We start from the raw sequence: 14,092 nt of genomic DNA on the forward strand, positions 1-14,092 counted from the left end.
AATGTATTTTTTAATTTTTGCAGAAAATTTTTGTTTTACAAAGATAAAAAAATGGATTGAAACTGACTGCCTTTTATTTTAACTTATGACGTGAAAAGATCTTCGGATTGCGAATTTCACTTAGACTCCGCTCAGCGACCAAGTATACCGCCTTGCTCCTTTTACCTTTCAAAACAACTCATAATTAAAAAGGGCTATCCGCTTTTACAGACAGCCCCTTTATTATTGAAAATTACAATATGTTTTAAAACAGTTTATCAATCAACTTATCATCAGCAAACTGTGGGATAGTAACCTTTAACAGAGGCTGTTGCTTCATTGCGCGTTTAATTGCAAACACGGCTCCTTCGTTTCTTGCCCAGCTGCGACGGGATATACCATTATTAACATCCCAAAACAGCATTGATTTCAGACGTCTGTTGGCATCGTCTGAACCGTCTAAAAGCATACCAAAACCACCATTTATAACTTCGCCCCAACCTACTCCACCACCGTTATGTATTGATACCCAAGTAGCTCCTCGGAACGAGTCGCCAATAACGTTTTGAATAGCCATATCGGCAGTATATCTCGAACCGTCGTAAATATTTGATGTTTCGCGATATGGCGAGTCCGTTCCGGAGACATCGTGGTGGTCGCGCCCGAGAACAACGGGACCTATCTCGCCAGCCTTAATTGCTTTGTTGAAAGCTTCGGCAATGCGAATACGCCCTTCACTGTCGGCATATAAAATACGCGCTTGCGAACCAACTACTAACTTGTTTTGTTTTGCTCCATGTATCCACTGGATATTATCAGCCATTTGTTGCGATATTTCATTGGGAGAAGTTTTGCGTAAATCGTCAAGCACCTTGGCTGCTATTTGGTCGGTTTTATCTAAATCGCTCGCTTTTCCGCTACAGCACACCCAACGGAATGGACCAAAACCGTAATCAAAACACATTGGTCCCATAATATCCTGAACATAAGAGGGATAGCGGAAATTTATTCCATCTTCAGCCATAACATCGGCACCTGCACGGCTTGCCATTAATAAAAACGCATTGCCATAATCGAACCAATAAGTCCCTTTAGCTGTATGTTTATTTATAGCAGCAGCGTGTCGGCGTAGCGACTCGAATACTTTCTCTTTAAACTTTTCGGGGTTTTTAGCCATCATCTCGTTCGACTCTTCCAATGTCAAGCCTATCGGATAATATCCGCCCGCATAAGGATTGTGCAACGAGGTTTGGTCGCTACCCAAATCAATATAAATATTCTCTTTATCAAAACGTTCCCAAACATCAACCACATTGCCTTGATATGCAATAGAGACAACCTCTTTGTTCTCTTTTGCTTTGCGTACACGAGCAACCAAAGTGTCCAAGTTGTCGATTACTTCGTCAACCCAACCTTGAGAATGTCGCGTGTGTACGGCTTTGGGGTTAATTTCTGCCGTAACCGATATTACTCCTGCAATATTTCCTGCTTTTGGCTGAGCGCCGCTCATGCCACCTAAACCACTTGTAACGAACAACTTGCCAGCTAGTGATTCGTTATTTTTTGCAATTTTTCTACCTGCGTTAAGAACTGTGATTGTGGTTCCGTGAACAATTCCTTGCGGTCCAATGTACATATACGAACCTGCTGTCATTTGTCCATACTGAGTAACTCCAAGTGCATTATATCTTTCCCAATCATCTGGTTTTGAATAGTTTGGAATCATCATGCCATTAGAGACTACAACACGTGGAGCATCTTTGTGCGATGGAAATAACCCCATTGGGTGTCCCGAATACATAACTAAAGTTTGCTCGTCTGTCATCTCGGCTAAGTACTTCATTGTAAGCAAGTATTGAGCCCAGTTTTGAAATACTGCTCCATTACCGCCATAAGTAATTAATTCACAGGGGTGTTGAGCCACAGCATGATCTAAGTTGTTTTGTATCATCAACATAATGGCTTTTGCTTGCAAACTTTTTCCTGGATACTCCTCAATTGGTCGAGCATACATCTTATAATCAGGCATAAACCTGTACATATAGATACGTCCGTACTTTGCAAGTTCGTCGGCAAATTCGGGAGCCAAAATTGCATGATGTTTTGGGTTGAAATATCGTAAAGCATTCCTTATAGCAAGTTTTTTTTCCTCCTTAGTTAAGATTTCTTTGCGCTTAGGAGCGTGATTAATAGTCGGATCATACGGTTTTGGCGAAGGCAACTCACTGGGAATTCCTTCAAGAATTTGTTCTTTGAATGATTTAGTCTTCATATGATATATATTTTAATTTTCGAAATACAAATTTACAAAAAATATTGCTTGTTTTTAATGAGAGGAATATAAGTTATAAGCTAAAGGTGATTAAGAATTTGTCGAAAATCATTTAATCTGTACTCAACATTTACGATAAATGTGATTTGATAATTGCTTAATATTTTATATTTTAGTGTGCTAAACCTGATACCATCTAACAACTAAAAACATGACAAACCGGATAAATATTAAATTATATATTTTTCTGTTTCTTATATTTAATTGTTTTAGTTTACTTTCTGCAAATCGGCAAGTTATAACTGTTGGGATTCAAGCTGATGCACCTCCTTTCGAATATATATCAAACGAAAAAACTATTGGATTTAATATTGATATCTTAAACGCTATTAGCAAACGTTTGCCAGTTGAATTTAAATTTGTCCAAAAAAGCTACTCGCAACTGAAAAGTGATTTAATGAGCGATAAAACAGATATGATTCTTATGATGTATAAATCAGATGAGAATCTCTCTAATTTTCAATTATCTAAAACATACAACAAACTGTCGATTTCGGTTTTTCACCATGCAAGCATCTCATTTGCAAACACTCCAATTGACCAATACGAACTATTGACTGATATACCTGAAATTTATGAATTAATAAATAAATCGTTGGTTGGCAATTGTGTAGTAGTTTCAGAAAAGATAAGACGCAGTTTTTTTTCAAAGCAAACAGACAACGATACCACTTTCTTTATATTGCCTGAAAAAACAGGATTACACCTGATTGAAAAAAACGGTCTGCAAAATATATGGAGTTACCCAGTAAGTAATTTAAGTATTGAATACGGCTTTGGATTTAATAAAAACAATGACTCTTTGTTTATGTCAATAAATGAAAGTCTCGAATATTTATTAAACTCGGACGAATACATCGCTATTCAACAAAAGTGGTTTGGTTATGTTGATCCAAATATCGCATTAAAACCAACGTCTTTAAATCCAATATATAAGTATCTTTTTATAATTTCTGTAGTTTTATTTGTCATTGTTGCATACACAATGTTTAAACAAAATAAAAAACTAAAAAACAGACTAAAAACAGAGATACAAAATAAAATAGAAGCCGAAAACAACTTAGATGAAATAGAGTGTTACTTGAACCAAACCATTGACGCAATAAACCACCCACTTTTTATACAAAATTCAAACGGAGAGTTTATTCTTTTTAACAATACTTTTGTTAACTTAATTGGCTTAATTAAAGATGATTGCACCAACGATAAAATAAATGAAGCTCTAAAAAGAGACGATCAACTAAAAAAACTATTACTAGCAGAAAATGAAACATCTGCAAAACAGAAAGTTATAAGCGCAAATGGACAGTTACATATTTTTGAGATTAGCAAAACCACGTTTCAAAAACCTGATAATCAATCAATATTATTAACATTTGCTCTCGACATCACAAAAAGAGACAGGGCGGAAAGAAGACTTGAACACGAAATTGCATTGCTCTCTTCAATTATTAACTCTATACCTGACTACATTTTCTACAAAGACAACCTGTTAAGATATATCGGTGCAAATACCGCATTTAAAAAGCACTACAATCTTTCTGACGAGGAGCTTATAGGAAAAACAGACTTTGAGCTTTTCGATATCAAACAAGCCATTGATTATCACAAAAACAACAAGAAGATTATAGAAAGCAACGAACCAATACGGTTTGAAAGGTGGGTAATATTACCAAACGGGAAAAGTGCCCTTTTAGATACGTTGGTTGTTCCGTTTCACAATATTGACGGTGAGACATTGGGAATTGTAGGAATTAGTAGAGATGTTACACGTCAATATGAAATTCAAAAGGAGCTAAAAAACGCTAAAACTAAAGCTGAAGAAGGGGACAGACTTAAAACCATGTTTTTAACTAATATCAGTCACGAAATCAGATCAGCTTTGAACTCAATTATAGGGTTTAGTGATCTGTTACTCGACCCGGAGCTCTCATTAAGTCAAAAAGAGAACTTTGTAGAGATGATTAGAAGTAGCAGCAACTCATTGATACAACTTATTGATAACATAATTAATCTATTTGCAATCGAGTCGGGACAAGTTGTTATTAATCAGTCGGAAACGAAATTGTCTATTATTTTCGATGATTTGACTAGTCACTACGAAAAAATCATAGAAGACCCAATTTTCAATGATGTAAAATTAGTCAACAAATATACAGTCACTGAAGAAGAGCCTTCATACTACATAGATGGTTTCAGAACTAAACAGATACTTTCAAATTTAATTGAAACTTCCATAAAACTAACACGCAAAGGAAAAATACTTATTGGTGCTGATATCAAAGAGAAATATATTGAGTTTTTTATCGATAACCGTAATGCAATTATTGACAGATTTTTACTCGAAGATATTTTCCAAACAAGCGAGTTTAACGAAGGAATTGAAAATTACAGCAGCTTGGACTTAAACATTATAATCACTCAAGGGCTGATAAATGCAATGAAGGGCGATTTTTCAATAAACAGAAGCAAAACCGATACCGGCATTAAGTTATCATTTACTATTCCTATCGATCAAAGCAAACAAAAAGCTACTGAAGATTATCTAAATAACGATAACAATGATCTGAGTAACAAAACTATTTTAATTGCTGAAGACGACGAAAACAACTACTTATTTATCGAAGAAGTACTACGTAAAACAAAAATAAAAACCATTTGGGCATTAAACGGTAAAGAAGCTTTAGAGCATATTTTGACAAATAAAGATATAGATATTGTTTTAATGGATATCAGAATGCCTGTCATGGATGGCTACACCGCTACTCGCGAAATCAAAAAAATACGTCCTGATATTCCTATTATTGTACAAACGGCATATGCAGCTGAAGAGGAAAAATCGAAAAGCTTTGAAGCAGGATGTAATGCCTATCTTGCCAAGCCAATAAGCTCGATGGCATTATTAAAAACAATCTCAGAATTCTTATAGATATGGACATTGGTTTAACAGCTCGTGCAATATTGTTCTACTTTTATCAAAGAAGTTTGCAGGATAAAAGCATTGGGGTTACAGAATTAGCAAACATTTTAGAAACATCGAAAGCAAATATTACACAAGTAAACAAAACTCTTGCTGAAGCTGGTTATATTGATTATCAACCATATAAACCTATATCACTTACAAGCAGCGGACAACAAAGAGCCGAAAAAATTTACAAAAGAATACTGTTAATTGAAAGCTATCTGTTTAAAACTTTAGCTATGCCATTTTATCAGTGTCGTTCAGAGGCATTCTCATGGGAAACAGCAATTTTCGAGTCAACGATACAAACCATTAACCAAAAAATTGATATTAATATAGGATTAACTGGGGATATTATTCCAGGCAAAAACAACCTGTTAAAACCAACTAAATCATTAAAGTCCGCTGATATTGGCAATATTCTTACAGTATTGGCATTTCGCGATCTTGACTCAATAAACAATGTATTTTTAGATGAGCTGTCTTTTATATATCTGAATACCATTGTTTTAAAAGCAAAAGTTTCAGACACAATAGCTATTTTTTGCAACGAAAGGAAAATAATCCTCCCCTACGATGTGGCTTCAAAAATCATTGTGGAATAACAAAACAGTCTATTTAAGCACATTTTTCACAAGATGCTCAGCAATCCAAACGGCGTTTGTGGCAGCTCCTATTCTTAAATTATCAGCTACAATCCACATATTTAGTGACCTCGGGTATGAGTCATCACGGCGAATACGCCCCACATAAACCTTATCAGTTCCTGCAGATATTAAAGGCATTGGATACTCATTCTTCTGTGGATTATCGAGTACAACAACCTCAGGAGCGTTTTGTAAAAGACGCACAACTTCATCAATATCAAACTCTTTGTTAAAGGTTATGTTTACACTTTCGGAGTGTCCGCCTGTTGTTGGAACACGAACGGCAGTTGCAGTTATTGCTATTGAAGCGTCGTTAAAAATTTTTCTTGTTTCATTTACCAATTTCATCTCCTCTTTTGTATAGCCGTTGTCGGTAAATGAATCGCAATGCGGTATTACGTTGCCATCTATTTTGTAGTGATATACCATCTCTCCCTCTATTCCGTTTCTCTCGTTCTCCATCTGCTTTACAGCTTTTACTCCGGTACCTGTAACAGATTGATATGTAGATATAACCATACGCTTAATTCCATACGCCTTATGCAATGGAGCAATTGCCATAACCAACTGTATAGTACTACAGTTAGGGTTTGATATAATTTTCTGGTCTCCATTTAATATATCTCCATTTACAGAAGGAACAACAAGTGGCACATTGCTCTCCATTCTCCAAGCCGACGAATTGTCAATAACTGTAATACCTGCTTGCGCAAATTTTGGTGCCCACTCTTTAGAAACAGTTCCACCAGCAGAAAAAAGAGCTATTTTTGGACGTAAACTAACAGCTTGTTTCATTCCAATCACACTAAATTCCTCACCTTTAAAGAAAATTTTCCTCCCTACACTTCGCTCACTCGCAACCGGAACAATCTCAGATATATTAATTTTGCTACGCTCTAATACTTTAATCATAGTCTGTCCTACGAGACCTGTAACTCCCACAATAGCAATTTTTGTCATAATAAAATTAAATTTTTAGGTTTGTTTAATTTTTGTAACATCAGCTTTGAAACGACAAATATATGTATATTTAACGCAAATTAAATTAAGAAAGTTTTGTATAAATCAATTTGCTACAAAATATTTCTAGTTTAAAAAAGTTAAATTGATTTGATATAAAACAGCTAACTTTATAACCCAAAAAAGTTTTATAACTATGCGTTTATCTGACATTTACAGCAAAATATTAAACAGAACCATACTTTTTGTTTTATTAATTTTTTGTATCCATATAAATACAAAAGCTCAAATAACCGACTCTTTCTCTGACGGAGATTTTACAAACAATCCCACATGGACAGGTGACACCGAAAACTTTTCCGTAACAAATCCACACACTTCGGGAGATGGCAGTCTTTCAGCCACTACCGATGGAAATGTGTTAGGAAGCAATCCAAATACGGGCAGCTCGGCTCTATTTGTTGAAACCAACAGAGCATATGGCGAATGGAGATTTTCGGCAACAGAAGGTCGTGGTTGGGCAGTCAGTAGTACAAACGATTTTTTTATTGTGTTGATTTCAGACACAAACGATCCATCTGCATTCAAAGGCAGCTTAAATTTCAATGGGTATTATTTGCGTTTTGATGGTAGTGCATCAGACAAATTTATTCTATATCGTCAACAGGCAACTACAAAAACGCCCGTTATCAGTACAGATTTTCCTCCTGGAGACGATGGGACATCAAGTATTCCAAGATCATTCAAGATTACTCGCGAAGAAAATGGTCTATGGACTCTATCAATTGATAATGCGTGGGACGTGGTATCAACGACAATACTAGGCAGTGCTACTGACAATACAATCACAAATGGAAATTACTTCGGGATAGTTACAAATATTAACTCTCCGTCGGCAACAAGGGTACTTTGGTTTGACAACCTGTACTGCGGGGATATTGTACTTGACACGGAACCTCCTACAGTTGTTGAAGCTACAACTGAAAGTAGCAATACTGCGATCATTTTGTTTAATGAACCAGTAAGTAGCGCTTCAGCTCTGAGTCCTCAAAACTATATGTTAGAAAATATTGGAAATCCAGCGACAGTAAGTTTTGCTGACTCCTATAACAACCGAGTTAAACTAACTTTTAATCAGGACTTTCCATTATCAGAGTATATCAATCTAATCATTAATAATATAGCTGACTTAAGCGGCAATATTATTGAAGAGACCACAATTCCAATAATTTACGTTATCACGCAACAAGGAGACATAGTTATAAACGAAATATTTTTCGACCAAAACCCTCCAGTCGGACTACCCGATTACGATTTTTTAGAGCTATACAATCGAAAAAACTATCCCATATCAATAACCGGCTGGCAACTTAACATAGGAACAAAAATCGTTACCTTCCCAACATATACAATGGAAGCATATTCTTATCTGATATTGTGCCCCAGTTCAGGCTATGACGCTTATTCTCAATATGGAAACACTCTTTCTCTAATTTCAACGACTGATTTAACAAATACAGGAAGAGAAATTACTCTGCGCGACACAGATAACCAACTGATACACACTATCACATATGATATTTCATTTTACAACGACCCAAGCAAAGAAGAGGGTGGTTGGTCTATCGAACAGATTGACCCGGACGGATGGTGTCAACAACGCACAAATTGGCGTGCAAGTATCGACGTATCAGGAGGAACACCCGGTAGAATTAACTCTGTCAATGCTCCAAATATCGATACCGTACCACCAACTATAAATTCTGCTTGGGCTGAAAATGCAAATGCAATTAAAATTATCTTTAGTGAAGAGATTGCCCAAGAAACGGCAAATAATATTGAAAACTACAAATTAAACCAGGATATTGAAATAGAGTCTGTTGAATATAATGCAACTACAAAAAATGAAGTAACACTCTCGCTTTTAAACAACCTTAACGAGGGAGAAGAATATACTTTAACCGTCTATAATATTGAAGACTTTTGTGGCAACAAACTAGTTACAGAAAACAAAGAAATTGTCTACGCAATAACAGAATTTGGCAGCATAACTTTTAATGAAATAATGTGTAATCCTTCCGATCAGCAGGGATTACAACGATATCCTTACATTGAGCTATACAACAATGAAAATCATAATGTCAGCTTGTATCAGTGGAGTTTAAAATCAGGCTCTACTAATTACACACTTCCTGCAATAACAATTGAACCTAAAGGCTTTGTAATAATCAAGCCTAATGATATTGCCGATACTATTCAAAAGCACGTTCCCGAAATTCCTCTCATCTCTCAAACATTTTTGTCAAAAAGCGGAAAGACTTTGGAGCTATATTCAAGCAATGGCACTTTAATACATTGGGTATCATACTCAAACACATGGTATAGAGATGAGTATAAAAAAATTGGAGGTTGGTCGCTTGAACAAATTGACCCAACTAACTATTGCGCCGGATATTTAAACTGGATTGCCAGCAATGACCAACGTGGTGGAACTCCCGGAGAGACAAACTCTGTAAGCTCCTTATTAACAGACAATACCACTCCCGAAATCATTTGCCTAACTGTTGATAACGATAGCTGCATATCACTACATTTCAATGAGCCTTTACTCTTTACAGAATTGTTGGACAATACAAAATGGAGCCTGGAACCTGTCTTAACACCTGATGCTGTTATTGCCAACGCACCTATGGGGAATATTATATCTCTTATCTTCAGCACATCACTTCAGAACAACGTTTTATATACAGTGACACCACCCTTGATCAAAGACTGCGTTGGAAACGAAATAGAGATATTACCCGTTTCATTTCAATTGCCACAACAACCAATTGAAAACGATATTGTTATAAATGAAATTCTGTTCAATCCCTTTAATGGGGCAACTGAATTTGTGGAGTTGTACAATAAAAGTACTGCCGTTTTCGCGCTAAACGATATCTATATCACAAAATACAATAAAACCGGCGAGTTGGATGCCCTAAAAAAAGCAAGCGATTACGGACATTTGTTATATCCCGACGACTATTTAGTTTTGGCTAAAACCCGTAGGCAAGTTTACAATTTTTATCCACACGTTGACAGCCTTAAAATAGTAGAAGTGACCTCATTACCCTCTATTCCAAACAGTTCGGGAAGTGTGGTTTTACTAAACATGGAGGGAATTATTATCGATCAATTTGAGTATAATGAAAAAATGCATTCTCCGCTATTAAGAAATGTAAAAGGTGTATCACTTGAAAGGATTAATCCCAACTCAAAAACCCAAGATAATAACAATTGGCAATCTGCAGCAGAAGCCAATAACTTTGCAACTCCAACATATAAAAACTCGCAGTTTAACGCATTTGCCGGCTCCAACTCAAAATTCTCTTTATCCACGCCAATTTTTTCTCCTGATGGAGATGGGTTTGATGACTTTTTGCTTATTAAATACAACTTCGAACAATCTGGTAATTCGATAAATATAAAAATTTTCGACACAGATGGTCGATTAGTGAAAAATCTTGTTCAAAACCACTATGCTGGCACAGAAGGCGAAATTAAGTGGGACGGCTCAGATGAAAACAATAAGCGAGCAAAATTTGGACCTTACATTATCTTTATAGAGTATTTCGATGCTGCAGGCAAGGTTACATATGAAAAAACTGTTGTTACATTGGCTATTATGAAATAACAACTGTCATATAACTGAAAACTTTCAACTATTTGTGGCCGTTTAATGAAGATTATATTAAGTATAAGCTTTAAAATTGTTATTCAATGCTACTAAGAAAAATAAAAATTGTATTTTCGCAGTCATAATAATAATATAAACACCCAACATATATGTCGTTCATTAAAGATAAAGTTTTGTATGAAGGCTTAACATTCGATGATGTTGCCCTTGTTCCGGCTTACAGTGAAGTTCTTCCACACGAAGTAGATATTTCAACCAAATTTTCACGAAATATTGTTTTAAAATGTCCAATAGTCTCTGCAGCTATGGATACAGTTACCGAAGCAGCTATGGCCATTTCAATGGCACGTGAAGGCGGAATAGGAGTAATTCATAAAAGCATGTCTATTGATCAGCAAGCCAAACAGGTTAAAATGGTCAAACGCGCAGAAAACGGAATGATAATAGACCCCATAACCATCGAAAAAGATAAAACCGTTAAAGATGCTCTAGAATTGATGAGTGAGTATAAAATTGGAGGAATTCCAGTGGTAGACCAACAAAAGAAACTGATCGGTATTGTAACAAACCGCGATTTGCGTTTTGAAACACAAATGAAACGTAAGATATCTGAAGTAATGACAAGCGAAAATCTCATTACAACAAAACAAACGGTTGGCTTAGAACGTGCAGCAGAAATTCTACAGAAACACAAGATTGAAAAACTACCTGTTGTTGACGAAAACAACCAATTAGTAGGATTGATAACATACAAAGATATAACTAAAGCTCAATCTCGCCCAAATTCGTGTAAAGACGATTTTGGTCGATTGAGAGTAGCTGCTGGTGTTGGTGTTACCAAAGACTCTTTAGAACGAATATATGCCCTAGTAGGATCTGGAGTAGATGCTGTAGTTATTGACACTGCTCATGGTCACAGCAAGGGTGTCATAGACCTTTTAAAAAAGGCTAAAAAAAATCACCCAAATGTTGATTTTGTTGTTGGGAACATAGGAACGGGTAAAGCTGCTTTAGCCTTAGCAAAAGCCGGTGCCGATGCCGTAAAAGTTGGAATTGGACCAGGCTCTATTTGTACTACTCGTGTAATTGCAGGCGTTGGCATTCCACAACTATCGGCAGTTTATGAAGTTGCCAAAGCTCTTGAGGGCACCGATATACCCGTAATTGCCGATGGAGGTATAAGATACAGCGGCGATATCGTTAAAGCTTTAGCTGCCGGGGCAAATTCAATTATGGCAGGTTCACTTTTTGCTGGAACTGAAGAATCCCCCGGTGAAACTATTATATACCAGGGGCGTAAGTTTAAATCGTATAGGGGCATGGGTTCTATTGAAGCAATGCAACAAGGATCGAAAGATCGCTATTTCCAATCGGAAACAGACGATATAAAGAAACTTGTACCCGAAGGCATAGCAGCAAGAGTTCCATATAAGGGGACCCTATCAGAAGTTGTATATCAATTAATCGGTGGACTAAGAGCAGGAATGGGTTATTGCGGCGCTCCCGATATAACAACTTTAAAAAAGGCAAGTTTTGTAAAAGTTACACAAGCTGGTGTTAATGAATCGCATCCACACGATGTATCAATTACCAGAGAAGCTCCAAATTACAGCCGTAGCGACTTCTAATACAATAATAAAAATAATAAGACGTTAAAACGATATTTGGATATAACCCAAATGGCAAATATAACAACAACAAAACCTTATAAAATGATGAAAAAAATATTTTTCTTTCTATTCTTATCAATGCCCCTTCTTATTGTGGCACAAAATCCAGTATTATTAAAAATTGATAATAAAAACGAAGTCACACTTGATGAATTCAAACGTATATACCTGAAAAACAGTATAAAAGACGATGAATTGCTAACTCAAGAAGCTGTTGAAGATTACTTAAATCTGTTTATAAATTTCAAGCTAAAAGTGTATGAAGCTATGCAACTTGGAATGGACAAACAAAGCGAATTCACCAATGAGCTAAAAAAGTATCGCGATCAATTAGCTGAACCATATTTGGTTGATCAAAGTTATTCGGAACAATTATATAGAGAGGCTTACGAACGAATGTTCAAGATTGTAAAAGCAAGTCATATTCTGTTACAATTGCCACAATCTCCTACTCCCGAAGATACACTAACAGTGTATAATAAGGCCTTGGAATTAAAAAAGAAACTCGAAGATGGAGAACCTTTCTATTTGATAGCTCTAAAATACTCACAAGATCCATCATCAAAAACAACCCTTGGACAAGTAGGTTACTTTTCATCAATGCGTATGGTTTATCCATTTGAAAATGCTGCATATAATACACCTGTGGGACAATATACCAACCCCGTTAGAACACAATTCGGATATCATATAATTCATGTTACTGACAAAATAGATATACAAGGACCGATTGATGTATCATATATTGCCGTACGCAGTAAAAGAGAGGATCTCGGGAAAGAGACAAACACTGCATTAGAAAAAATAAATGCTGCTTATGACAGTCTCTCAAACGGTGTTTCAATTGAAAGAGCTGTAAGACTATTTACTGAAGATAAAAGTAGCCTGCCAAATAACGGTTTAATAAGAAAACATGAAGCAGGAAGAATGTTTCCTGATTTTGACTCTATTGCGTGGCGTCTTAACGAAAACGAGTTCTCTAAACCTTTTTACTCTCCATACAATAACGCATGGTTTATTGTATATGTAAATAAAAAATACGATAACCCCAGCTATGAAGAGGCTCTCGATATGATTAAACGAAAAATCGACAGAATGCCACATAGCTACATGAAATCCAAATCATTGGCAACAAAACTCTTGGGCGAATACAAAGCTGTTAGACAAACGAAAGCTTTCGATATTGCTGTTGACTCTTTAGCCGAAATACATAAAAGACAACAACAATACTCAAAAGAAGCCGACGAGTATATGAATCAACCAATATTGATAATTCAAGATACATTTAAAATAGCTCAAAGCGAATTTATGAAATTCATAAATGCAAAAATTAAGCTAAAGATTGATAATATGAAAGGATTGTGTGAAACAAACTGGCAAGAGTTTGTTGAACGTTCAATAATAAACTATGAAAACCAGATTCTACATATTAAATATCCAGAATTTAGATACACAGTTCAAGAATATCACGACGGTATTTTACTATTTAATATCACTGACAGTTTGGTATGGCAAAAAGCCACATCAGACACCACAGGATTGAAGAATTTTTACGAAAAAGTATCTCACAATTATGTGTGGAATGACAGGGCTAATGCTCTTTTAATTACTGCAAATAACCCTACCCTAAAAGGGAAAATCGAGAAAGCAATAAAAAAGGAATTGAAGAAAAAGAATTCACTAGCAGAAGATTTCGGAAACCGAATGCAAAAACAATTAAAAGACAGCTCTTTAAAAATAACTACCGAAAAACTGCTTGTTGAAAAGGGAGTTAATAACTTTGTTGACAATACCGGATTTACAAAAGGTTTTAGCGTTGTCAATGAAAACAACAACGAAATTGTTTGGTGTTATATTTCAGAA

Annotated in this window: 7 protein-coding genes; 5 read left to right on the forward strand and 2 right to left on the reverse strand. The window is 35.8% G+C overall.

Annotation, left to right across the window (positions count from 1 at the left end; translation table 11 throughout):
- Positions 1–244: 244 nt before the first annotated feature.
- Positions 245–2,251: a urocanate hydratase gene (locus tag GX311_07465; protein ID NLK16216.1), complete on the reverse strand. Its 2,007-nt coding sequence runs from the start codon at positions 2,249–2,251 to the stop codon at positions 245–247.
- A 211-nt stretch (positions 2,252–2,462) separates the two neighbouring features.
- Here GX311_07465 and GX311_07470 point away from each other — a divergent pair, with 211 nt between their 5' ends.
- Positions 2,463–5,240, forward strand: a complete 2,778-nt coding sequence (locus GX311_07470; protein ID NLK16217.1) for a transporter substrate-binding domain-containing protein — start codon at positions 2,463–2,465, stop codon at positions 5,238–5,240.
- A gap of 2 nt (positions 5,241–5,242) precedes the next feature.
- On the forward strand, positions 5,243–5,878 hold the full coding sequence (locus GX311_07475; protein ID NLK16218.1) for a hypothetical protein: 636 nt from the start codon (positions 5,243–5,245) through the stop codon (positions 5,876–5,878).
- A 9-nt stretch (positions 5,879–5,887) separates the two neighbouring features.
- Here the strand turns inward: GX311_07475 and GX311_07480 are convergent, their stop codons facing one another.
- Complete coding sequence (locus tag GX311_07480; GenBank protein NLK16219.1) at positions 5,888–6,880, reverse strand: aspartate-semialdehyde dehydrogenase; 993 nt, start codon at positions 6,878–6,880, stop codon at positions 5,888–5,890.
- Between the two features lie 196 nt (positions 6,881–7,076).
- On the opposite strand from GX311_07480, the gene GX311_07485 reads away from it, so the two are divergent.
- The 3 genes from GX311_07485 to GX311_07495 form a co-directional block, all read left to right on the forward strand.
- Positions 7,077–10,556 carry a hypothetical protein gene (locus GX311_07485; protein NLK16220.1) on the forward strand — a complete coding sequence of 1,160 codons (3,480 nt, stop codon included), beginning with the start codon at positions 7,077–7,079 and terminating at the stop codon, positions 10,554–10,556.
- A gap of 152 nt (positions 10,557–10,708) precedes the next feature.
- Entirely contained in the window at positions 10,709–12,187 is a 1,479-nt protein-coding gene (guaB, locus tag GX311_07490) for an IMP dehydrogenase (protein NLK16221.1), read from the forward strand.
- Between the two features lie 84 nt (positions 12,188–12,271).
- Positions 12,272–14,092 (forward strand): hypothetical protein (locus tag GX311_07495; GenBank protein ID NLK16222.1); only part of this gene is annotated, 1,821 nt, incomplete at its 3' end.

The sequence above is a fragment of the Bacteroidales bacterium genome, from assembly GCA_012519055.1.
Taxonomy (GTDB): domain Bacteria; phylum Bacteroidota; class Bacteroidia; order Bacteroidales; family Salinivirgaceae; genus JAAYQU01.

Coding starts and splice junctions, on each gene's coding strand:
- guaB (NLK16221.1), top strand. CDS start 10,709: ATGTCGTTCATTAAAGATAAAGTTTTGTATGAAGGCTTAACATTCGAT.
- GX311_07485 (NLK16220.1), top strand. CDS start 7,077: ATGCGTTTATCTGACATTTACAGCAAAATATTAAACAGAACCATACTT.
- GX311_07475 (NLK16218.1), top strand. CDS start 5,243: ATGGACATTGGTTTAACAGCTCGTGCAATATTGTTCTACTTTTATCAA.
- GX311_07480 (NLK16219.1), bottom strand. CDS start 6,880: ATGACAAAAATTGCTATTGTGGGAGTTACAGGTCTCGTAGGACAGACT.
- GX311_07470 (NLK16217.1), top strand. CDS start 2,463: ATGACAAACCGGATAAATATTAAATTATATATTTTTCTGTTTCTTATA.
- GX311_07465 (NLK16216.1), bottom strand. CDS start 2,251: ATGAAGACTAAATCATTCAAAGAACAAATTCTTGAAGGAATTCCCAGT.